Genomic DNA, 21,773 nt, shown 5'->3' with positions numbered 1-21,773 from the left:
GCGCCGGTCTTTACCTTTACAAATCAGCGGCTTACACCGCTTGACCTGGGCGTTTCAAAGGCACCACAAAGGCACCCAACGCGGTGCCCGGCATGCCTGCCGCCACCAGCGCTGAGGGGGGCTCAGGCGCTCAGATCGACACGCGCTCGCGCACGCCGTCGGCCGCCATGTCGGCGCCGCGGCCGCGGGCGATGACCTCGCCACGCTCCATCACCAGGTACTGGTCGGCCAGCTCGGCGGCAAAGTCGTAGTACTGCTCGACCAGCACGATGGCCATGGTCTTGCGATCGGCCAGCATGCGGATGACGCGGCCGATGTCCTTGATGATGCTGGGCTGGATGCCCTCGGTGGGCTCGTCGAGCATCAGCAGCTTGGGCCCCGGCGCCAGCGCGCGGGCAATCGCCAGCTGCTGCTGCTGCCCGCCCGAGAGATCGCCGCCGCGGCGGTGCATGAACTGCTTGAGGATGGGAAACAGCTCGAACAGTTCAGCCGGGATGTCGGTGCCCGCAGGCCGCGTGGCCAGGCCCATGCGCAGGTTCTCTTCCACCGTGAGGCGGCCGAAAATCTCGCGGCCCTGCGGCACGTAGCCGATGCCTTGGCGCACCCGTTGGTACGGGGTGGCCTTGGTGATGTCTTGCCCATCCAGCTGCACCGTGCCGGTCTTCACCGGCACCACGCCCATCAGGCTTTTCAGCAGCGTGGTCTTGCCCACGCCGTTGCGGCCCAGCACCACGGTCACCTCACCCATCCGGGCCTCGAAACCCACATTGCGCAGGATGTGGCTGCCGCCGTAGTACTGGTTGATGCCTTCGACTTTCAGCATGGCTTGCCTTCACTCGTCATCGCCCTACCACCACCTTGACCTGCGGGAAAGGATCTCCGCACGCGGGCATCCGGGCGATGGGCAGTGGGTGCCCGCCGTCCGCAGGTAAAGGAGGAGGGCCGAAGGCCCGGGGGACACGGAGGACGGCGGGTACCCGCTGACCGGCGACCAGCGCAGGTCACCACGAGAACGTCAACACGCACAGTCTCAACGCCCAAGATATACCTCCACCACCTTCTCGTTCGCCTGCACCTCGGACAACAAGCCCTCCGCCAGCACCGAGCCCTCGTGCAGCACGGTCACCTTCTTGCGGCCCTCGGTGAGCTGGTCGACGAACTTCATGTCGTGCTCCACCACCACCAGCGAATGCTTGCCCTCGAGCGACAGAAACAGCTCGGCCGTGCGCTCGGTTTCTTCGTCGGTCATGCCGGCCACCGGTTCATCGAGCAGCAGCAGCACCGGGTCCTGCATCAGCAGCATGCCGATCTCCAGCCACTGCTTCTGGCCGTGGCTCAGCAGGCCGGCCTGGCGCTGGGCCTCGTCCTTCAGGTGGATGGTGCCCAGCACCTCGCCAATGCGGTCGAGCTGCGCGCCACCCAGGCGCGAGAACAGCGAGGCCTTCACGCGGCGGTCGCCCGCCAGCGCGAGCTCGAGGTTCTCGAACACGCTGAGCTCCTCGTACACCGTGGGCTTCTGGAACTTGCGGCCGATGCCCACCTGGGCGATCTCGGGCTCGGTCAGGCGCAGCAGATCAATGGTGCTGCCGAAGAAGGCCTTGCCGCTGTCGGGCCGGGTCTTGCCGGTGATGCAGTCCATCATCGTGGTCTTGCCCGCGCCATTGGGGCCGATGATGCAGCGCAGCTCGCCCACATTGACCGTCAGGCTCAGCTTGTTCAGCGCCCGAAAGCCGTCAAAGCTGACCGTGATGTCGTCGAGGTACAGCGCCACGCCATGCGCAGAGTCGGGCTGGCCCAGGCGGGCAATGCGGCCATAGCTGGCACTGCGGCCACCGCTCTCGGTGCGGCCGCTGCCGGCGGCCTTCCGGGCCTCGTAGGCCTCGCGGCGGCGGGCGCCCTCTTCCATCAGCTCGGGTGTCATGTCTGCCCCTCGGGCGTCGAGTACGCCGCCCGATCCCCCGAGGGGATGCGGTCCGGCTTGGGTGCGGCCCGGCGCTCGGCCCGCTTCATTGCTTCTTCTCCGTGACCTTTTTGAACAGGCCCACGATGCCGTTGGGCAGGTACAGCGTCACGGCGATGAACAGCGCGCCCAGAAAGTACAGCCAGTATTCGGGAAAGGCCACCGTGAACCAGCTCTTGGCGCCATTGACGAAAAACGCGCCGATGATCGGGCCGATCAGCGTGGCGCGGCCGCCCACCGCCGCCCAGATGGCGATCTCGATGCTGGCCGCCGGGCTCATCTCGCCGGGGTTGATGATGCCCACCTGGGGCACGTACAGCGCGCCGGCGATGGCGCACATCACCGCGCTGAGCGTCCAGATGCTCAGCTTGTAGGCCAGCGGGTTGTAGCCGGTGAACATGACGCGGGTCTCGGCGTCGCGGATGGCCTGCAGCACGCGGCCGTACTTGCTGTTCACGATGGCGCGGGCCATCAGGTAGAAGCCGATCAGCGTGAGGCCGCTCAGCGCAAACAGAAACACCCGCATCTCGGCCGTGGCCAGCGGCACGCCCAGGATGCGCTTGAAGTCGGTGAAGCCGTTGTTGCCGCCAAAGCCGGTCTCGTTGCGGAAGAACAGCAGCATGGCCGCAAAGGTCATGGCCTGCGTGATGATGCTGAAGTACACGCCCTTGATGCGCGAGCGGAACGCGAACCAGCCGAACACCAGCGCCAGCAGGCCCGGCACCAGCACCACCAGCAGCATCTGCGCGACGAAGCTGTCGCTGAGGCCCCACTGCCAGGGAAAGCTCTTCCAGTTCAGGAACACCATGAAGTCGGGCATGTCCGACTTGTACTGCCCGTCGCGGCCGATCTGGCGCATCAGGTACATGCCCATGCCGTAGCCGCCCAGCGCGAAGAACAGGCCGTGGCCCAGGCTCAGGATGCCGGTGTAGCCCCAGATCAGGTCCATGGCCAGGGCGCAGATCGCAAAGCACAGGATCTTGCCGGCCAGGCTGACCGTGTAGTCGCTCACATGCAGCAGCTGGCCTTCGGGCACCCACAGGTTCAATACCGGCACCAGCAGCGCCAACAGCGCCACCGCGGCGGCCACCACCGTCCAGCCGCGGGGGCCCAGCAGCAGGCCGCGCTTCTGGGTCAGGGGCAGCTGGGCCATCGTTGCATTGCTCATCGTTGTCGTGTTCATGGGTTCAGGCCTCGGCACTTCGGCCCTTCATCGCGAACAGGCCTTGCGGTCGCTTCTGGATGAACACCACGATCACCACCAGCACCATGATCTTGGCCAGCACCGCACCGGCCCAGCCTTCGAGCAGCTTGGACAGCACGCCCAGGCCCAGCGCGGCGATCACCGTGCCGGTGAGCTGGCCCACACCGCCCAGCACCACCACCATGAACGAATCGACGATGTAGCTCTGACCCAGATCGGGGCCCACATTGCCCACCTGGCTGAGCGCGCAGCCGGCCAGGCCGGCAATGCCGGCACCCAGCGCAAAGGCCATGGTGTCGACGCGGGCGGTGTCCACGCCCACGCAGGAGGCCATGCGCCGGTTCTGCGTGACGCCGCGCACAAACAGCCCCAGCCGGGTCTTGCTGATCAGCAGTGCCATGCCGGCCAGCACCAGGGCCACGAACACGATGATGGCGATGCGGTTGTAGGGCAGCACCAGGTTGGGCAGCACCTGCACGCCACCCGACAGGAAGCCGGGGTTCTCCACCGCCACGTTCTGCGCGCCGAACAGGCTGCGCACGGCCTGCATCAGCACCAGGCTGATGCCCCAGGTGGCCAGCAGGGTCTCGAGCGGCCGGCCGTAGAGCCAGCGGATCACCGTGCGCTCGAGCACCGCGCCCACCAGCGCGCTGGTGGCAAAGGCCACCGGCACGGCCAGCAGGATGTAGGCGTCAAAGGCCGCCGGCAGGTGGGTGCGAAACAGGTTCTGCACCACGTAGGTGGCGTAGGCGCCGATCATCATCAGCTCGCCATGGGCCATGTTGATGACGCCCATCAGGCCATAGGTGATGGCCAGGCCCAGCGCCACCAGCAGCAGGATCGAGCCCAGGCTGATGCCGGTGAACAGCACGCCCAGGCGCTCGCCCCACAGCAGGCTGCCCTGCACCTGGTCGAGCGCGGCGCCGATCGCCGCCTTGACCTTGGGGTCGGCTTCCTTGTTGCTCTGCTCGAGCAGCAGCGAGCGGGTGTTGGGGTCGGTGCTGCGGGCCAGGGCCTGGGCCGCGGCAATGCGCTTGGCCGGGTCTTCGGCGCCGATCAGCACGGTGGCGCGCAGCAGCGCCAGGCGCGCCTTCAGGCCGGCATCGGTCTCGGCAGCCAGCGCGCGTTCGATCAGCGGCAGCTTGGCCTCGTCGGCCGACTCCTTGATGTCGGCAATGGCCTTGGTACGCAGCGCCAGGTCGGGCGCAAACAGGCCCAGGGCGGCAATGGCCCCTTCCAGCTCACGGCGCATGCGGTTGTTGTTGACCACGTCCTCGGCGTCGGCCGGCAGCGTGGCGGCAGCACCGGTGGCCGCCTCGACCGCCTGGCCGTCCTTGACGATGAAGGCCTTGCCACCGGCAGTCTTCACCGCGTCGTCCAGCATGGCCTGCACAAAGGGCACCAGCGCGGCGTCGCCCGCGGCCACGCGCTCGTTCAGCGCGCTGATGCGTTCATCCGAATCGCCCGCGGCGATCTTGCCCGCCTGCTCGGGCGTCAATGCAAACGCTGCCGGTGACCAGAGGCCAACCAGCAGCAGGACAAGAGAAAGAAGCAGACGAAAACTCATCGAGGCGCACCAAGGCAGCAAGACGCACGCCCCATCCCCGGCAGGGGACAGGCCGCACAGCGGCCAGGGGCGCGGGCTGGTGTCGGAAGGGCCCAACCGGATCCGGGTTGCCCGGTCCGGTTGGGTGACCCCTCGGGGGTGGCCGCCAGGCGGCCGGGGCTCACTTCTTCGCGGGCACGTTCTTCTTGCCCTTGTTCTCGGCGATGAAGTCGCTCCAGGGGTCCGCCACCACCGGGCCCTTGGTCTTCCACACCACGTTGAACTGGCCGTCGGCCTTGATCTCGCCGATGAACACCGGCTTGTGCAGGTGGTGGTTCTCCTTGTCCATGGTGGACATGAAGCCGCCCGGCGCCGGGAAGGTCTGGCCGGCCATCGCCGCGATGACCTTGTCGGTGTCGGTGCTCTTGGCCTTCTCGACCGCGGCCTTCCACATCATGATGCCGATGTAGGTGGCTTCCATCGGGTCATTGGTCAGCGGCTTGTCCTTGTGGCCGGCAATGCCCTTGGCCTTGGCGTAGTCGCTCCACTTCTTCACGAACTCGGTGTTGGCCGGGCTCTTGACGCTCATGAAGTAGTTCCAGGCAGCCAGGTGGCCCACCAGCGGCTTGGTGTCCACGCCGCGCAGCTCTTCTTCACCCACGCTGAAGGCCACCACCGGCACGTCGGTCGCCTTCAGGCCCTGGTTGCCGAGCTCCTTGTAGAAGGGCACGTTCGAGTCGCCGTTGATGGTCGACACCACGGCGGTCTTCTTGCCTTCGGAAGCGAACTTCTTGATCTTGGCGATGATGCTCTGGTAGTCAGAGTGGCCGAAGGGGGTGTACTCCTCCAGGATGTCGGCCTCGGCCACGCCCTTGCTCTTGAGGAAGGCGCGCAGGATCTTGTTGGTGGTGCGCGGGTACACGTAGTCGGTGCCCAGCAGCACGAAGCGCTTGGCGCTGCCGCCGTCCTTGCTCATCAGGTATTCCACCGCGGGAATGGCCTGCTGGTTGGGCGCGGCGCCGGTGTAGAACACGTTCTTGCTGAGCTCTTCACCCTCGTACTGCACGGGGTAGAACAGCAGGCTGTTCAGCTCTTCGTAGACCGGCAGCACCGACTTGCGGCTCACCGAGGTCCAGCAGCCAAAGGTCACGGCCACCTTGTCCTTGCTGATCAGCTGGCGTGCCTTCTCGGCAAACAGCGGCCAGTTCGAGGCCGGGTCCACCACCACCGGCTCGAGCTTCTTGCCCAGCACGCCGCCCTTGGCGTTGATCTCGTCGATGGCCATCAGCACCGTGTCCTTGAGCACGGTTTCCGAGATCGCCATCGTGCCCGACAGCGAGTGCAGCACGCCCACCTTGATGGTGTCCTGGGCCTGGGCGCCCAGGCTGGTCAGGCTGGCCGCGAGAGCGACGGCGCCCAGTGCGGTGGTGAAGTGGCGACGGTTGGCTTGCATGGTCTGGAACTCCTCCGGGTGATGCACCCTGTTGATCGGACGGCTTGCAGTCTCGGCACGCACGGCCGTTCAGGCCATACGACACCCTGCGTATGCCGCCCGCGTGCCCGGCCCGCGCCAGGCTGGCCGGGCGTGGCGCACAAACACAGTACGAAGTCACCGAACGCGGCGCGAATCGCCGGCTTGCCCCCTGGGCACTGCAGTTTTTGCCGATATTCGACGCGCCGGACGTCTAGCATCCGCGCCCACACCAAAACCCAAGGAGTTGACGATGACATTCATCCGCACCCCCCTGCTCGCCGCCCTGCTGGGCGCCTGCACCCTGGCCGCCCAGGCCCAGGCCACCGCCAAGCCCGACGGGCAATGGCGCTCGTCGCTGGGCCTGGGCGCCAGCCTCAGCTCGGGCAACAGCAAGACCAGCAACTTCGCCCTGAGCGGCGACGCGGTGAAGCTCAGCGCGCAAGACAAGGTCTCGCTGTACGGCAACGCGCAGTACGCGCGCTCGGGTGGCATCACCACCGGCGAGCAGATGCGCGCCGGTGGCCGCTACGACTACAACCTGAACCCCGAGCTGTTCGGCTTTGGCGGCCTGGACTTCACGCGCAACAAGTTCGCCAACCTGTCGCTGCGCAGCCAGCTGAGCGCCGGCCTGGGCTGGCACCTGATCAAGTCGCCCGCCACCACCTGGGACGTGTTCGGCGGCCTGGGCTACACCAGCGACAAGTACAAGGACGCCATGCTGATCGACGGCAGCTCGCGCACCTCGTACAGCTACATGGGCCTGCTGCTGGGTGAAGAATCCAGCCACAAGCTCAGCGAGACCACCAGCGCCAAGCAAAAGCTGGTGGTGGTGCCCAACCTGAAGAACCGCGGCGAGTTCCGCGCCACCTGGGACGCGAGCCTGGCCGTCAGCATGAGCAAGGCCATGAGCCTGAACGTGGGCGTGGCCCTGGCCCACAACTCCGATCCCGGCCCCGGCCGCAAGACCACCGACTCGCTGCTGACCACCGGCGTGTCGGTCAAGTTCGACTGAGCCGCGGCAGCGCAAGCCCCTTTACCAAGCAACCCAACCAGAGGAGTTCAAGCATGAGCATGGCATCCGAGTTCAAGGAATTCGCGCTCAAGGGCAACGTGATGGATCTCGCCGTCGGCGTGATCATCGGTGGCGCCTTCGGCAAGATCGTCGATTCGCTGGTCAAGGACCTGATCATGCCCATCGTCGGCAAGATCTTCGGCGGCCTCGACTTCAGCAACTACTTCATCCTGCTGGCCAACCCACCGGCCGATTTCAAGGGCGCGATGACCTATGCCGACCTCAGCAAGGCCGGCGTGCCGATGCTGGCCTACGGCAACTTCATCACCGTGGCGATCAACTTCATCATCCTGGCCTTCATCATCTTCATGATGGTCAAGCAGGTGAACCGCCTGAAGAAGGCCGAGCCGCCGGCCCCGCCCGCGCCGCCGGCCCCCACGCCCGAAGACGTGGTGCTGCTGCGCGAGATCCGCGACGCGCTCAAGCAGCGCTGAAGCCCTGCCGGATCGGCCGCCCGCCGGCGGCGATCCGGCCCGGGTTTGATCCAGCGCAGCCGGGCCGCGGCGCACCTGCGGCGTGGTTTATTCGCAACGATTCAGGCCCAAGAAAGGCCGGCTGGCGCCCTTCGCGCGCATGCCGGGTGCGAGCCAGAGGGTGCGCCTGGGCCGCCATGGCCCTGCGCTGCAAGCCATGGGCGGCCACCCGGGCGGGGTCAAGTGCCGCGGCGGGCGGCCGATAAGCCGGTGGTAGAAGTCTCCGCCGTGCGTCGGTGGGCTGCCGCACCCGCGGTGGCCTGCGGCCGCCAAGCCCATGGATCAAACCCTGCCCCTGCGACTGCCTGCCCATCTGGAAGGTGCCGTGCAACGAGTGCGCATGGCCGCGCGCAGCGCTGCCGAGCACACGGTGGACAGCCTGGGCCTGGCCGCGCTGGCCAGTGGCAGCGTGGTGCAGCGCGATGCGCTGCTGGGCGCGCAGTACGAGCTGAACCGCAAGCTGGCGATTTTTGCGCTGACCTTCAACGAGGCGCTCGACACCGATGTGGCGCGCCAGACCGGCACGCTCACGCCCACGCCCAACCCGGCGGTGACACCCGAGTCGCTGATCTCGAACTGGGACAAGCTCTCGCTGGTGGACGACCACGAGGTCGAGATCCACATCTCGGCCGATCGCTTCTCGCTCGAGATCGCCCATGCCTGCGAATGGGAGATCCGCGAGCTCGACGCCTACATGGGCTCGCTGCTGGGCCTGGGCGCCGCCGACCATGACCGCAACCCGCTGCGCGCCGAGGTGGTGGCGCGGGCCATGATGCGCGCGGTGGACGCGATGAGCGACCGCCCCGAGGTGCGCAAGGTGCTGGCCAGCGAGATCGGCCGCTCACTGGCGCAGGCCATGCGCCAGACCTATGGCGACATCGTCGGCGACCTGCGTGTCAGTGGCCTCAAGCCGGCCGGCCTGTCGGTGCGCCAGACCGCCGGCCGCGGCGGCCTCAGCTCGGGCCACGGCGCGCTGGCCGAGGACAGCGGCCACGGCCACGAGCTGTCGGCCGCGGGGCGGCTCGGACCGCGCACCGGCCCGGGAGGCCAGGCGCTGCACTCAGGCCAGGGCGGCATGGGCGGCCGCAGCGGCTTCGGCAGCTCGGTGCGCGGTGCGGCGGCCGGCCAGGGCGGCGCGTCGCTGGGCCGGGTGGATGCGCCGATGATGTCGCTGATCCGCCGCCTCACGCTGGCCCCCGGCGCGGCATCCGGCGCGGCTTTCAGCGGCGGCGCAGGGGCCGGTTCGGCCGGCGGCGCGGCGGGCCACGGCGGCGGCTGGGGCGGGGCTGCCACGCAGGGTGGTGATCCGGCCTGGGCCGGGCTGCCGGCGCATGCCGAGGCGGTGTCGCTCGACGGCCTGCCGCTGGCCGCGCCCAACCTGATCCTCACCTACCGCGACGAGCTGCGCCAGGCCGCCACCGGGGCGCTCGACCACATGGTGATCGACGTGATCGCCGGGCTGTTTGACCAGATCCTGTCGGATGCCAAGGTGCCGCCGCAGATGGCGCGCCAGATCGCGCGGCTGCAGCTGCCGGTGCTGCGCGCCGCACTCGGCGACCATGCCTTCTTCTCGTCGCGCCGCCACCCGGTGCGGCGCTTCATCAACCGCATCGCCTCGCTGGGCACGGCGGTGGACGATTTCGACGGCCCCCAGGGCCGTGCCCTGCTCGAACGCGTGGCTGCGCTGGTGCAGGAGGTGGTCGACGGCGACTTCGAGCAGATCGAGGTCTACGAGAAGAAGCTGCAGTCGCTGGAGGCCTTCATTGCCGCCCAGGCGCAGGCCGAGGTGCAGGCGCTGGGCAGCCCGGACGCCGTGCTGGCGCGCAAGGAGGGCGAGCTGCAGGCGCAGGCGCACTTCTCGCAGAAGCTGGGCGATGCGCTGGCCGGCCTGCCGGTGCCCGACTTCCTGCGCGAGTTTCTGGCCCAGACCTGGAGCCGCGCCATTGCCAGCACCGAGCAGCAGGACGGCCGCGACAGCGCCCTGGCCCGCCGCATGCGCGAGGTCGGCCGCGAGCTGGCGATGAGCGTGCAACCCAAGGGCACGCCGGCACAGCGCCAGCTGTTCCTGCGTGCCTTGCCGCAGCTGATGAAGGACATCAACGCCGGGCTTGACCGGCTGCGCAGCCCCGAGGAGCTGCGCCGCGACTTCTTCGCCCAGCTGCTGCCGGCACATGCCGAGGCACTGCGCGTGCAGCCGCTGTCCACGCTCGAGCACAACCTGCTGGCCAAGCGCGTGGATGGCGCGCTGGCCACGCCGCTGCCGGCGGCGGGCGAGATGCCGCCGATGTCGCCCGCGGCCGCCAAGGCCCTGCAGGCGGCCGCACTGGAACCCAGCTTCACTGCGGCCGAGGCCCGTGCGGTGGGCCTGATGGACGAGGCCGCGGTCGACTGGAACGGCAGCGTCGACATCGACCTGAGCGCCGCGCCCGAGGCCGAGATCGCCGCGGTGGACATCGCCCTCGATGGCCTGCCCGCACCCGAGGCGCTGGAGCCCACGCGCGGCAAGTCGCTGGCCGACCATGTGCAGCTGGGCTTTGCCTACCAGATGCATCTGGATGGCGAATGGCGCAAGGTGCGGCTGACGCATGTCAGCGCCGGCCGAAGCTTCTTCGTCTTCACCCACGGCAGCAAGCAGCGCCAGACGGTGTCGCTGACCCAGCGCATGCTGGGCAAGCTGTGCGAGGCCGGGCGACTGCGCGCCTTCGAGAACGCCTACCTGCTGGAGCGCGCCACGGCACGTGCGCGGCGCCAGCTGGCGGCGATGGGCGGGGCCCCGGCCGGCCGCAGCCACTGAGCACAGGCGATCCCGGCGCAGTCGCGGGGGCGGCCCGGCAGGCGACGATGGGCCTTCAGGCGCCGCTGAGCGCGCGCGCCATGCGCGCCGCGGCGATCAGGCTGGCGGCATCGGCACGGCCGCTGCCGGCGATGTCGAAGGCCGTGCCGTGGTCGGGGCTGGTGCGCACGAAGGGCAGGCCCAGGGTCACGTTCACGCCCTCCTCCACGCCCAGGTACTTCACCGGGATCAGGCCGTGGTCGTGGGTCATGGCCACCACCAGGTCGAACTCGCCCGGATGCGCCGGCGGCGCGTGGCGCGCGCGCATGAACACCGTGTCGGGCGCATAAGGCCCCGAGGCATCGATGCCCTCGGCGCGCGCCGCGGCGATGGCCGGGGCGATGATGCGCAGCTCCTCGTCGCCAAACAAGCCGCCCTCGCCGGCATGCGGGTTCAGGCCCGCCACCGCGATACGCGGTCGCGCCTGGCCCCAGGCGGCAGCGGCGGCATGGGCGATGCGCAGGGTCTGCAGGATGCCGGCCTCGTCCAGCAGCTCGATGGCCCGGCGCAGCGCCACATGGATGGTGACCAGCACCACGCGCAGCTGCTCGTTGGCCAGCATCATGCGCACCGGCGCACCACCGGCCAGGGCCTGCAGCATCTCGGTGTGGCCCGGGTAGGGCACGCCGGCGGCGGCCAGTGCCTCCTTGTGGATGGGCGCAGTGACCAGCGCGCTGGCCGTGCCGGCCTGCACCAGCGCCGCGCCGGCTTCGATGCACCGCGCTGCGGCCTGGCCGGCATCGGCATGGATGGCGCCCATCGGCAGCTGAGCCAGTGCCTCGGGCAGGCCCGGCGGCTGCCACACCGGCAGACAGCCGGGTGGCGCCTGGCCGGCATCGGCCGGCGCCTCGAGCACTGCCACCGGCAGCAGCAGGCCGCATTGCGCCACGGCACGCCGCATCACGGCCACGCTGCCCACCACCAGCACCGGCCCGAGCGACCGTGTGGCCACCGCCTTGGCAATGATCTCGGGGCCGATGCCGCAGGGGTCGCCCATGGAGACGGCCAGCAGAGAGGATGGGTTGGATGCCATGGCGCGGATTGTCGCGTGGCGCCACGCGCCGGCCCGGCACCCCGCCGGCCGGCCGCACACCACACAGGCTTGCGCAGCTTCACCCGGCTTTGCGTGCTCGACAAACCGCGGTGCTGGCGCGGCGCCAGCATCAAGCCCTGTTCCACCACAGGAGTCGCCCGATGCGGCACATCCCCACTTTGCTTCCGTCCTGGTCTGTCGCGCTGAGCACCGCTGCGCTGCTGGCGCTGGGCAGCGGCCAGGCGCAGGCCGACACGCCCTACTACCTGGGCGGCAGCCTGGGCAGCACCAGCTGGCGCGGCCCGGTCAATGGCATCGACGGCAGCGACAGCGGCACCGGCTACAAGGTCTACGGCGGCTGGCAGCTCACGCCGAACTATGCGCTGGAGCTCAGCTCGGTGCGCCTGGGCTCCCAGCAGGACGCCAACGGCAACGAGGCCCGGGCGCGCGGCTACGGCCTGGACGGCGTGGGCCTGCTGCCGCTGGGCCAGGGCTTCAGCCTGCTGGGCCGCGTGGGCCTGGCCGACCTGAAGACCGTGACCAGCACCGGCAGCGACCGCGGCATGGCGCTCAAGATCGGTGGCGGCCTGCAGTACCAGCTGAGCCAGAGCACCGCGCTGCGCGCCGAATGGGAGCGTTACCGGCTCAGCGCCTACAGCACGCACACCAACGCCGACCAGTTCACGCTCGGCGTGAAGTTCGGCTTCTGACGCGCTGAGTCGATGGCCTGGCACTGCCCGACGCCAGCGGCCGCCGCGCCAGCGCTTGCGCCCGGCCGCTGGCGGCGCCGTCGCGGCAGGGCGGCGGCAAGGCCGCCACGCGGCTGGGCCCGTCAGGCCGGGTTGTCGATCTCGATGAAGCGGTGGGCGATGCCGAACTCGCGCGCCAGGTGCTCGCCAACGGCCTGCACGCCGTAGCGCTCGGTGGCATGGTGGCCGCAGGCCAGGAAGGCGGCACCGGTCTCGCGTGCGATGTGCGCCTGCGGCTCCGACAGCTCGCCGGTGATGAAGGCATCGGCGCCGGCCGCGATGGCGGCCTCGAAATAGCCCTGCGCGCCGCCGGTGCACCAGGCCACGCGCCGCAGTGGCCGGCCATCGCCCGGCAGCAGCACCGGCGTGCGGCCCAGTGCCACGGCCACGCGCGCGGCCAGCGCCGCCGCATCGGCCGTGCCCTCGGGCGCCGGGCCGATGAAGCCCAGCGCCTGCTCGCCAAACTGCGCATCGGCCACCAGGCCCAGGCGGGCACCCAGCTGCGCGTTGTTGCCCAGCTGGGCATGGGCATCCAGCGGCAGGTGGTAGGCGTAGAGGCTCACATCGGCGGCCAGCAGGCGGCCCAGGCGCTGGCGCATCCAGCCGGTGACGCGGCCGTCCTGGCCACGCCAGAACAGGCCGTGGTGCACCAGCAGCGCATCGGCGCCATCGGCGATCGCGGCCTCGATGAAGGCCAGGCTGGCGGTGACGCCGCTGACCAGCCGGCGCACCGTGGCCCGGCCCTCGACCTGCAGACCGTTCGGCCCATAATCCTTGAACCGATCGACGCCCAGCAGGCCGGCCAGGTGTGTTTCGAGCGCGCCGCGCCCGAGTTGCGCGTGGTTTGAGTCCATCGCCGTCCCCACTGTCTGTTTGCTGCCCCACCGCCCACCGATGCGACGTCTCTGGCTGATTTTCTCCCAGGCCACCACGGTGGCCCTGGCGGTGCTGTTCGTGGTGGGCACGCTCAAGCCGCACTGGCTGGGCCTGGCCGGCCAGCGCAGCAGCCGCCCGGGCAGCGGCGCGCCGCTGCTGGGCCCGCTGCGCGGCGCCCCCGGCCTGCTGCCCGCCACGGCGGGCGGCGGCAGCGCCGGTACGCAGCCGCGCGAGGGCTTTGCCGCCGCGGCCCGTGCGGCGGCGCCGGCGGTGGTCAGCGTCACCACCAGCATCGCGCGCAGCCGCAACCCGCACGCCGACGACCCGAACTTCAATTTCTTCTTCGGTGAGCGCGGCCAGCCGCAGGCCGGCTTTGGCTCGGGCGTGATCGTCTCGGCCGACGGCCTGCTGCTGACCAACCACCATGTGGTGGACAACGCGCGCGAGATCGACATCCGCCTGGCCGATGGCCGCGAGGTGCGCGCCGAGGTGGTGGGCACCGACCCCGAGACCGATCTGGCGGTGCTGCGCATCCCGCTCGACAAGCTGCCCGCGGTGGCGCTGGGCCGCAGCGGCGCGCTGCAGGTGGGCGACGCGGTGCTGGCCATCGGCAACCCCTTCAACGTGGGCCAGACGGTGACCATGGGCATCGTCAGCGCGCTGGGCCGCAACGGCCTGGGCCTGTCCACCTTCGAGAGCTTCATCCAGACCGATGCGGCCATCAATCCGGGCAACTCGGGCGGTGCGCTGGTGGATGCGCAGGGCCAGCTGGTGGGCATCAACACCGCCATCTACTCGCGCTCGGGCGGCAGCATGGGCATCGGCTTTGCCATTCCCGTGGATGTGGCGCGCCGGGTGATGGACGACCTGCTGCGCGACGGCGAGGTGCGCCGCGGCTGGATCGGCGTGGAGCCGCGCGACCTGACGCCCGAGTTCGTCGAGAACTTCAAGCTCGAGGTCAACAAGGGCGTGCTGATCACCGGCGTGCTGCAGGACGGCCCGGCCTACAAGGGCGGCGTGAAGCCGGGCGACGTGGTGCTGGCGGTGGCCGGCCAGCCGGTGGCCAGCGTGGCGCAGCTGCTCAACACCGTGGCCGCCCTGCCGCCCGGCAAGCCCGCCACGCTGCAGGTGCAGCGCGGCAGCAAGGCGCTGGCCCTGACGGTGGACGTGGTGCAGCGCAAGCCGCAGCTGCCGCGGCGCCAGCCGCAGTAGTCACTTGCAGTAACCAGCCGCCGTCGTCAGGCCAGGCCGCCGGCCCGGGCCACCAGCCGCGGCGGGCGCGCCGCCGCTGCCGCCGATCAGGGCTCGGTCTTGGCGCCGGCCTCGGCGTCGGCCGCTGGCGGCTGGGTGTGCTTGATGAACACCCGGGCGGCCACGATGCCCACCTCGTACAGCAGGCACATCGGGATCGCCAGCGCCAGCTGCGAGACGATGTCGGGCGGCGTGATCACGGCCGAGATCACGAAGGCGCCAACGATGAAGTAGCCACGCCACTCCCTGAGCTTCTCGACGCTGACGATGCCCATGCGCGCCAGCACCACCACCGCCACCGGCACCTCGAAGGCGGCGCCGAAGGCGATGAACATCGTCAGCACAAAGCCCAGGTAGGCCTCGATGTCGGGCGCGGCGGTGATGCTCTTGGGCGCGAAGCTCTGGATGAAGCTGAACACCTGGCCGAACACGAAGAAGTAGCAGAAGGCCACGCCCGCCAGGAACAGCAGCGTGCTCGACACCACCAGCGGCAGCACCAGGCGCTTCTCGTGGCTGTAGAGCCCCGGCGCGACAAAACCCCAGACCTGGTACAGCACCACCGGCAGCGCCACCAGGAAGGCGCCCATCAGCGTGACCTTCAGCGGCACCAGAAAGGGCGAGATCACGTTGGTGGCGATCATCGTGCTGCCCTTGGGCAAGGCCGCCACCAGCGGCTGGGCCAGCAGGTCGTACATGCCGCCCGGGCCGGGCCACAGGCACAGCACGCCGAAGACCACGCCAACGGCGATCACGGCGCGGATCAGTCGGTCGCGCAGCTCGATCAGGTGCGAGACAAAGGGCTGCTCGGTGCCGGCCAGTTCGTCCTGGGGTTCGGTGGTCAATTCAGTGGTCCATGGCGCCAGACGGCACCCATTGCGCTCGAGTCCATGGGGCGCCGCGGCGGGTTGATCATTTCGGGCGGTGCCGCGCCACGCGCGCCGCGCCCGACTGCACATGGCCGCGCACGCCGGCGCGCTGCTTGTACCAGCGCGGCATGGCGCTGCGCTTGAGGCGCCAGTGCTTGTTGGGGCGCTGGTACTGCGGCGGCAGGTCGGGCAGCGAGATCACGTCATGGCTGCCATCGGCGCTGGCGCCGCTGTCGCCAAAGCCGCTGCCCAGGCCGCTGAACTGCTCGTTGAACGATTGCTGCGCCTCGTTGAAATCGGTCTTGACCGACTGCTCGACATCGTGCGCCGCGGTCTCGAACTGCGACTTCATCTTCTGCAGTTCTTCAAGCTCGATCGAGCGGTTGACCTCGGCCTTGACATCGGCCACATAACGCCGTGCCTTGCCCAGCAGGGTGCCCACGGTGCGGGCCACCTTGGGCAGCTTCTCGGGGCCGATGACGATCAGCGCCACCGCGCCGATCAGCGCAAGCTTGTCGAATCCGAAATCGATCATGCGGAGGGCTCGGGGCGGAAGGCTGTGCGGCAGTGGCGCACCGCTGCGCGGGCGCCAGTGGGCTCAGGGCGGCAGGCGGCCAGGTCCGTGCAGGCGTGGGTCAAGACTTGGTCTTGGCCTCGACGTCCACGGTGCCGGCATCGGCCGACTTCTGCTGGTGCGGCACCTGCGTGGGGGCGGCATCGGCCGACGCGCCGCCGTCCTTCATGCCGTCCTTGAAACCCTTGACGGCCGATCCGAGATCGCTGCCCATGTTCTTGAGCTTCTTGGTGCCGAAGATCAGCACCACCACAAGCAGCACGATGAGCCAGTGCCAGATGCTGAATGAACCCATGACGAACTCCTGGAGAAACTTGAGGCGTAAAAGACGATTCTAGGGGTTGGACCCTGCGTGCCCGGTGAGACCGGCGCGATCAACCTTTGTTCCAGGGGCGCGGTCCGCCCATCACATGCAGGTGCAGGTGCATCACCTCCTGCATGCCGTCGCGGCCGGTGTTGATCACGTGGCGAAAGCCATTGCTCACGCCCAGCTCGCGCATCAGGCGCGGCGTGACGGCCATCATGCGGCCCAGCAGTTCGGCATGGCGCTCGTCCACATCGGCCATGCTGACGATGTGCAGCTTGGGAATGACCAGGATGTGCACCGGCGCCCAGGGCTGAATGTCGTGAAAGGCCAGCAGGTGCTCGTCTTCATGAACCTTCTTGGCCGGGATCTGCCCGGCGACGATCTTGCAGAAGATGCAGTTCGTGTCCATGTCAGCCCCTCGTCCGCCGGGTACGTCGGCCGATCCCCCGAGCGGATGCGGGCCGGCTTGGGAGCGGCCCGGCGCTCGGCCCGCTCGCGTCTGAGTGTGGTTGTTTCATGTCGGTCGTCATTGTGGTGGTCAGGCCCCAGGCGGCGCGCTGCGGCGGGCAAACTCTTCCAGCCCCGACAGGCCTTCGCGGCGCGCCAGCTCGGCCAGCACATCGGCCGGTGCCAGATCGAACTGGGCCAGCGCGATGATCGAGTGGAACCACAGGTCGGCCACCTCGTAGACGATCTTGGCGCGGTCGCCGTCCTTGGCGGCCATCACCGTCTCGGTGGCCTCTTCGCCCACCTTCTTGAGAATGGCATCGGTGCCCTTGGCAAACAGCTTGGCCACATAGCTCTTGTCGGGGTCGCCGCCATGGGCCGGCTTGCGCGACTCGATCACCTCGGCCAGACGGGCGAGCAGATCCTGGGAGGTGATGGCGGGGCTGGGGCTCATGGCGAAAGGCTGGCGATGGCGCCGGGCAGGTTCAAACAGGCTTTACTTCTTGTAGATGCGCTCGGGGTCTTCGAGCACCGGCTCCACGGCCGTCCACTGCCGCGCTGCGGCCGTGCCCTCGAGCCGGCTGTAAAAGCAGCTGTGCCGGCCGGTGTGGCACGCGATGCCGGGATCGTGCCCGAGTTGTGTGACCTTCATCAGCACCACGTCGGCGTCGCAGTCCAGGCGCAGCTCGTGCACCTGCTGGAAGTGCCCGCTTTCTTCGCCCTTGTGCCACAGGCGCCGGCGCGAGCGGCTCCAGTACACCGCCTGGCCCAGCTCGGCGGTGCGGCTCAGGGCCTCGCGGTTCATCCAGGCGAACATCAGCACATCGCCGCTGCCCGCCTCCTGCGCGATCACCGGCACCAGGCCGTCGCTGTCCCACTTGATGCTGTCGAGCCAATCCATGCCGGCAGTGTAGCGAGCGGGCCGGGGCGGCCCTGCCGGCCGCGCACCCAGGCCGGCGATCAGCCCCCTGCCCCGCGCGCCCCGCCCCCCTCAGCGTCTCAGGCCTCGCGGTGGGTGGCGCCGCTGTGGCCGCGCTCGGCGGCAAACCAGCGCAAGACCGGCAGCGTGCCCGGCAGCACCGGCAGCTCCTGCACCGGCAGGGTGCACCAGGCCATCTGCTGGCCTTCGCGCATGTGCAGCTCGCCGGCCCAGTCGAACACCTTGCAGAAGTTCAGCCGCACGCGGGCATGCGGGTAGTCGAACATCGCCACCTGCCAGGGGTGCACAGCGCCGATGGTGATGCCCAGCTCCTCGTGCAGCTCGCGGCGCAAGGCCTGCTCGAGCGTCTCGCCGGGCTCGAACTTGCCGCCCGGAAACTCCCAGTAGCCGGCATACACCTTGCCCTCGGGCCGGGTGGTGAGCAGGAACTCGCGCTCGACGCCCTGCGCATCGCGGCGCACCAGCACGCCCACGGCCACCTCGGTGACCGGGCGGTCGTGGGTGGGCGCGCCGTCCACCGCGGTGATCTTCGGCGTGCCCTCGGCGGGTTGGGCCGGGGCCGCGTGCGGGCCGGCCTCAGACACGGTCGAGCCCGTCGGGGGCCGGCACCTCGGTGGACGGTGCATGGGGCGCGTCGCCGCCATGCTCGCGCCCGGCCCAGTCGCGCGCAAACTGGTAGGCCACCCGGCCCGAGCGCGAGCCGCGCTCCAGGGCCCACACCAGGCTGGGCTGGCGCGCGGTGGCGATGGTGGCCTCGGCCACGCCGAAGTGCCGCAGCCACTGCGCCACGATGGCCAGGTACTCGGGCTGGCTGAACGGGTAGAAGCTGATCCACAGGCCGAAGCGCTCACTCAGCGAGATCTTCTCCTCCACGCCCTCGCCGGGATGGACTTCGCCGTCCTCGGTGTGCTGGTACGTGAGGTTCTCCTTCATGTACTCGGGCAGCAGGTGGCGGCGGTTGCTGGTGGCGTAGATCAGCAGGTTGTCGCTGGCCGCGGCGATGCTGCCGTCGAGGATGCTCTTGAGCGCCTTGTAGCCGGGCTCGCCCTCGTCGAAGCTGAGGTCGTCGCAGAACACGATGAAGCGCTCGGGCCGGTCGGCCACCAGGTCCACCAGATCGGGCAGGTCGATCAGGTCGGCCTTGTCGACCTCGATCAGGCGCAGGCCACGGTCGGCAAACTCGTTCAGGCAGGCCTTGATCAGGCTGCTCTTGCCGGTGCCGCGCGCGCCGGTGAGCAGCACGTTGTTGGCCGGCTGGCCGGCCACGAACTGCGCGGTGTTGCGCAGCAGGCGCTCCTTCTGGCCGTCCACCTCCTGCAGATCCTTCAACCGGATGCCGGCCACCTGGCGCACCGGCTGCAGCAGGCCCGAGGCACCGCGCTTGCGGTAACGGTAGGCGATCGAGGCGCCCCAGTCGGGCGCGGCCAACGGATGCGGCAGCACGCCTTCCAGGCGCGCGAGAAGCTGGTCGGCGCGCTGCAGCAGCGCGTCCAGGGAGGGGGCAGACACGGTCATGCGGGCAGTGTAGCCAGCGCCATCACGCGATCCTCGGCCACGGCGTACACCGCATCGCCCGGGCCGCGCGGCAGCACATGCAGGCCGGTGAACTCGCCAAAGGCCGGCAGCACCGCGCACTGCCGCCCGAAGTGGAAGCAGGGCAGGCGCAGGCTCTGGCGCGCCCGCCCGGCCAGCACCACGCCGGGGTGCACATGGCCGGCCAGCGCATAGGCGCCGTCCACGGCCTGCGGCTCGTGCACCAGCGCCCAGGGGCCGCGGTGCAGCGGGCCGTCGTGGCACTGCACGCCCAGCCCGGGCGGCGGATCGCCGGCATGGGCATCGTGGTTGCCGCGCACCAGCGTCAGCACCAGGGCCGGATGCCGATCGCGCCAGCGCTGCACCTCGGCCAGCGTGCCTGGCGCCAGCGCCCGCACCGAGTGCAGCAGATCGCCCAGAAACACGATCTCGCGCGCCCCGGTGGCGGCCAGCATGGCATCCAGCCGGCCCAGCGCCGCCAGCGTGGTGCCGGCCGGCACCGGCACACCCAGGCGCCGGAACGACACCGCCTTGCCCAGGTGCGCATCGGCCACCAGCAGCAGGCCCAGCGCGGGATCGAAGGCCGCCTTGTGCGCCAGCAGCTGCAGCCGGGCACCACCGGGCAGGGTGTGGCAGGCCGTCATGCGCAGGGCCGACCCCAGCGCGCCGGGCCACCGCCAAGGCCTGGGCAGCCCACCGGGGGGCAGGCGTGCGGCAGGCGGGCGGGCATTCAGAGCGCGGTCAGGCGCGCCAGCAGCGGCTCGAGGTGCTCGGTGGGGCTGCGCCGGAAGCCCGAGCGGGCATAGCGCTGCAGCCGGCCGACCAGCAGTGCGGCCAGGCCCGAGGCGGCCACCTGGGCGTCGACCGTGGGCGTGGCGGAGCCGGCGGCATCGGCCGCGGCGCGCAGGCTCTGGCGCAGCTGCGATTCCACGCGGTCAAAAAACTGGTTCATGCGTGTGGTCAGGCGCTCGTGCTCGAACACCAGCGCGTCGCCGACCATCACGCGCACCATGCCGGGGTTCTTCTCGCCGAACTGCAGCAGCACGGTGACCACGCGGCGGGCCTGGGCGTCGCCACGCGGTTCGCGCTCGGTGATCTGGTTGACCAGCGTGAACACGCTGGTTTCGATGAACTCGATCAGGCCCTCGAACATCTGCGCCTTGCTGGCGAAGTGCCGGTACAGCGCGGCCTCGCTGACCTCGAGCCGGGCGGCCAGTGCCGCGGTGGTGATGCGCTCGGCGCCGGGCTGCTCGAGCATGGCGGCCAGGGTTTGCAGGATCTGCACCCGGCGCTCACCGGGGCGTGGCCGCTTGCGTGCGGTGGCCGGTGGCGTGGCCGAAGCGGCGGCGCCATCGGCACCCACACCGGCCAGGCCGCCCACGCCCACCAAGGGGGCGAGCAACGCGGCTGCGCTGCCGGATGGCGCGTCGGGATCAGGCATCACGGCAGGGGGACGGCGGGGTCGGCAGCGGGGGGTATCGAAGCATTCTGGCACAGCGCCGGGCGCTGCCCGGGAGCAGGAAAACACCGAGCACGGGCGCCCTGGTCAACCCGCATCAGCGGCCGCCATGCCACCGCGCAGCAACGGGCGCAGGCCACGCACCACCCGCTGCACATAGGCCGGCCGCATCGACAGCCGCGCCACGCGCGGGCCCAGCGTGACGCCGCGGCGCACGAAGCGCTGCATCCACACCGTGCCCATGCCCACGCGGCGGGCCGACTTGAGGTGCTCGAGCGTGTCTTCCACCAGCACGCAGCGCTGCGGCGGCACGCGCAGGCGCACGGCCAGCGTGCGCAGCATGCGGGCATCGGGCTTGGGCCGCAGCTGGCCGAACACCTGCATCTGGTCGATGCCGATCACGCCATCGAACAAGTGGGTGATGCCCAGCGCACCCAGCACCCGCAACGCATAGTGCCGCGGCGCATTGGTGAGGATGAACTTGCGCCCGCGCAGCCGGGCCAGCGCGGCAAAGTCGTGGCGGTGGCCGTCCAGGCGCTGCTCCAGCCCAGGCAGGCGGTGCGTGTCGTGCAGAAAGTGCATGGGCTTCACGCCATGGTGGCGGATCAGGCCCAGCAGCGTGGCGCCGTAGTGGTGCCAGTAGTGGTGGTTGAGGTCCTGCGCCGCCTGCGCATCGAGCGCGAGCGTGCGCGCGGTGAAGTCGCCCATGCTCGCGTGCAGCGCCGGAAAGACCCAGGCTCCGGCGTCGTGCAGGGTGTTGTCGAGATCGAACAGCCAGACGCGGTCGGCAGGCTTCATGGGGCGCGGATGGGTGCCGGCGGGCACCTGAATGGGACAGCGGCGGCCAGTGTAGCCAGCGCCTTCGGGCCACTTGCCACAGGCAATGTGGGCAGCCCGGCGCAGGCCATGCGCGCAGCCCGCCGCAACGCGGGCCCGTGATGGCACGCCGCGTACGCGGGTGAACCCGGCGCACTGTGCCGCCACGCCGCAGCGCTGGCGCACAGGCGTGCCCAGGCGCGCCAGCACGACGCAACGTGGCGCTGCCGCTGGCACGCACCGCGGCGCCACAGCGCCGCGCGCAAACCCTGCGCCAGCATGAACCGGCCCCGGCCGCGGCCACCTGGCAAGCGAGCCCCTTGATCGGCCCCTGCGCCGCCCGGGCGCAGCGCATTGCGC

The 21,773-nt window shown here is 70.0% G+C and carries 22 protein-coding genes and 2 pseudogenes; 5 read left to right on the top strand and 19 right to left on the bottom strand.

Annotated elements, in window-relative coordinates; all coding sequences use genetic code 11:
• Positions 1-130 precede the first annotated feature (130 nt).
• From urtE to urtA, 5 genes are all read right to left on the bottom strand, one after another.
• Positions 131-823: an urea ABC transporter ATP-binding subunit UrtE gene (gene urtE / locus N4G63_RS05235; protein WP_260785754.1), complete on the bottom strand. Its 693-nt coding sequence runs from the start codon at positions 821-823 to the stop codon at positions 131-133.
• A gap of 207 nt (positions 824-1,030) precedes the next feature.
• On the bottom strand, positions 1,031-1,921 hold the full coding sequence (gene urtD, locus N4G63_RS05230; RefSeq protein WP_260785755.1) for an urea ABC transporter ATP-binding protein UrtD: 891 nt from the start codon (positions 1,919-1,921) through the stop codon (positions 1,031-1,033).
• An 85-nt stretch (positions 1,922-2,006) separates the two neighbouring features.
• The gene (gene urtC / locus N4G63_RS05225; RefSeq protein ID WP_260785756.1) at positions 2,007-3,113 is read right to left on the bottom strand and encodes an urea ABC transporter permease subunit UrtC; all 1,107 of its coding nucleotides are present in this window, start codon (positions 3,111-3,113) and stop codon (positions 2,007-2,009) included.
• A gap of 34 nt (positions 3,114-3,147) precedes the next feature.
• Positions 3,148-4,731, bottom strand: coding sequence for an urea ABC transporter permease subunit UrtB (urtB, locus tag N4G63_RS05220; protein WP_260785757.1), 1,584 nt, complete (start codon positions 4,729-4,731; stop codon positions 3,148-3,150).
• A gap of 160 nt (positions 4,732-4,891) precedes the next feature.
• Positions 4,892-6,163, bottom strand: coding sequence for an urea ABC transporter substrate-binding protein (gene urtA / locus N4G63_RS05215; RefSeq protein ID WP_314599422.1), 1,272 nt, complete (start codon positions 6,161-6,163; stop codon positions 4,892-4,894).
• A 271-nt stretch (positions 6,164-6,434) separates the two neighbouring features.
• Here urtA and N4G63_RS05210 point away from each other — a divergent pair, with 271 nt between their 5' ends.
• From N4G63_RS05210 to N4G63_RS05200, 3 genes are all read left to right on the top strand, one after another.
• On the top strand, positions 6,435-7,196 hold the full coding sequence (locus tag N4G63_RS05210) for a DUF481 domain-containing protein (protein ID WP_314599421.1): 762 nt from the start codon (positions 6,435-6,437) through the stop codon (positions 7,194-7,196).
• A 53-nt stretch (positions 7,197-7,249) separates the two neighbouring features.
• Positions 7,250-7,690 carry a large conductance mechanosensitive channel protein MscL gene (gene mscL, locus N4G63_RS05205; RefSeq protein ID WP_314599420.1) on the top strand — a complete coding sequence of 147 codons (441 nt, stop codon included), beginning with the start codon at positions 7,250-7,252 and terminating at the stop codon, positions 7,688-7,690.
• Positions 7,691-8,054: 364 nt separating this feature from the next.
• Complete coding sequence (locus tag N4G63_RS05200; RefSeq protein ID WP_260790565.1) at positions 8,055-10,523, top strand: DUF1631 family protein; 2,469 nt, start codon at positions 8,055-8,057, stop codon at positions 10,521-10,523.
• Positions 10,524-10,578: 55 nt separating this feature from the next.
• On the opposite strand, the gene pdxA is transcribed toward N4G63_RS05200, so the two are convergent.
• The gene (gene pdxA / locus N4G63_RS05195; RefSeq protein WP_260790563.1) at positions 10,579-11,595 is read right to left on the bottom strand and encodes a 4-hydroxythreonine-4-phosphate dehydrogenase PdxA; all 1,017 of its coding nucleotides are present in this window, start codon (positions 11,593-11,595) and stop codon (positions 10,579-10,581) included.
• A 161-nt stretch (positions 11,596-11,756) separates the two neighbouring features.
• Between pdxA and N4G63_RS05190 the strand changes: the two genes are divergently transcribed.
• Positions 11,757-12,305 (top strand): outer membrane beta-barrel protein, encoded by a 549-nt coding sequence (locus N4G63_RS05190; RefSeq protein WP_260790560.1) that lies wholly within the window; start codon positions 11,757-11,759, stop codon positions 12,303-12,305.
• A 122-nt stretch (positions 12,306-12,427) separates the two neighbouring features.
• On the opposite strand, the gene N4G63_RS05185 is transcribed toward N4G63_RS05190, so the two are convergent.
• Positions 12,428-13,198 carry a Nif3-like dinuclear metal center hexameric protein gene (locus tag N4G63_RS05185; RefSeq protein ID WP_260790558.1) on the bottom strand — a complete coding sequence of 257 codons (771 nt, stop codon included), beginning with the start codon at positions 13,196-13,198 and terminating at the stop codon, positions 12,428-12,430.
• A gap of 40 nt (positions 13,199-13,238) precedes the next feature.
• Here N4G63_RS05185 and N4G63_RS05180 point away from each other — a divergent pair, with 40 nt between their 5' ends.
• Positions 13,239-14,432 carry a S1C family serine protease gene (locus N4G63_RS05180; protein WP_260790550.1) on the top strand — a complete coding sequence of 398 codons (1,194 nt, stop codon included), beginning with the start codon at positions 13,239-13,241 and terminating at the stop codon, positions 14,430-14,432.
• A gap of 86 nt (positions 14,433-14,518) precedes the next feature.
• Here the strand turns inward: N4G63_RS05180 and tatC are convergent, their stop codons facing one another.
• From tatC to N4G63_RS05125, 12 genes and pseudogenes are all read right to left on the bottom strand, one after another.
• On the bottom strand, positions 14,519-15,313 hold the full coding sequence (gene tatC, locus N4G63_RS05175; RefSeq protein ID WP_314599419.1) for a twin-arginine translocase subunit TatC: 795 nt from the start codon (positions 15,311-15,313) through the stop codon (positions 14,519-14,521).
• A gap of 67 nt (positions 15,314-15,380) precedes the next feature.
• A pseudogene (gene tatB, locus N4G63_RS28290) lies at positions 15,381-15,509 on the bottom strand (Sec-independent protein translocase protein TatB); the annotation flags it as partial.
• A 131-nt stretch (positions 15,510-15,640) separates the two neighbouring features.
• A pseudogene (gene tatB / locus N4G63_RS28285) lies at positions 15,641-15,872 on the bottom strand (Sec-independent protein translocase protein TatB); the annotation flags it as partial.
• Positions 15,873-15,972: 100 nt separating this feature from the next.
• A complete protein-coding gene (tatA, locus tag N4G63_RS05165; protein WP_260790543.1) occupies positions 15,973-16,206 on the bottom strand; it encodes a Sec-independent protein translocase subunit TatA in 234 nt (77 codons plus the stop codon).
• A 79-nt stretch (positions 16,207-16,285) separates the two neighbouring features.
• Complete coding sequence (locus tag N4G63_RS05160; protein ID WP_260790541.1) at positions 16,286-16,627, bottom strand: histidine triad nucleotide-binding protein; 342 nt, start codon at positions 16,625-16,627, stop codon at positions 16,286-16,288.
• Positions 16,628-16,756: 129 nt separating this feature from the next.
• Positions 16,757-17,119, bottom strand: coding sequence for a phosphoribosyl-ATP diphosphatase (locus N4G63_RS05155; protein ID WP_260790533.1), 363 nt, complete (start codon positions 17,117-17,119; stop codon positions 16,757-16,759).
• Positions 17,120-17,161: 42 nt separating this feature from the next.
• Positions 17,162-17,566, bottom strand: a complete 405-nt coding sequence (hisI, locus tag N4G63_RS05150; protein ID WP_260790531.1) for a phosphoribosyl-AMP cyclohydrolase — start codon at positions 17,564-17,566, stop codon at positions 17,162-17,164.
• Positions 17,567-17,664: 98 nt separating this feature from the next.
• Entirely contained in the window at positions 17,665-18,189 is a 525-nt protein-coding gene (locus N4G63_RS05145) for an NUDIX domain-containing protein (RefSeq protein ID WP_443112006.1), read from the bottom strand.
• A complete protein-coding gene (locus tag N4G63_RS05140) occupies positions 18,182-19,120 on the bottom strand; it encodes an ATP-binding protein (protein ID WP_260790529.1) in 939 nt (312 codons plus the stop codon). Before N4G63_RS05140 ends, N4G63_RS05145 begins: the two co-directional genes overlap by 8 nt.
• On the bottom strand, positions 19,117-19,782 hold the full coding sequence (gene pdeM, locus N4G63_RS05135) for a ligase-associated DNA damage response endonuclease PdeM (protein ID WP_260790527.1): 666 nt from the start codon (positions 19,780-19,782) through the stop codon (positions 19,117-19,119). The genes N4G63_RS05140 and pdeM overlap by 4 nt, the downstream gene beginning before the upstream one ends.
• 86 nt (positions 19,783-19,868) lie before the next feature.
• The gene (gene slmA, locus N4G63_RS05130; protein ID WP_260790525.1) at positions 19,869-20,579 is read right to left on the bottom strand and encodes a nucleoid occlusion factor SlmA; all 711 of its coding nucleotides are present in this window, start codon (positions 20,577-20,579) and stop codon (positions 19,869-19,871) included.
• Between the two features lie 105 nt (positions 20,580-20,684).
• Positions 20,685-21,395: a pyrimidine 5'-nucleotidase gene (locus tag N4G63_RS05125; RefSeq protein ID WP_260790523.1), complete on the bottom strand. Its 711-nt coding sequence runs from the start codon at positions 21,393-21,395 to the stop codon at positions 20,685-20,687.
• Positions 21,396-21,773: the final 378 nt, after the last annotated feature.

It is taken from the genome of Aquabacterium sp. OR-4, assembly GCF_025290835.2.
Classification (GTDB): Bacteria; Pseudomonadota; Gammaproteobacteria; order Burkholderiales; family Burkholderiaceae_C; genus Pseudaquabacterium.
This window is presented reverse-complemented; position numbering and strand designations above follow the sequence as displayed.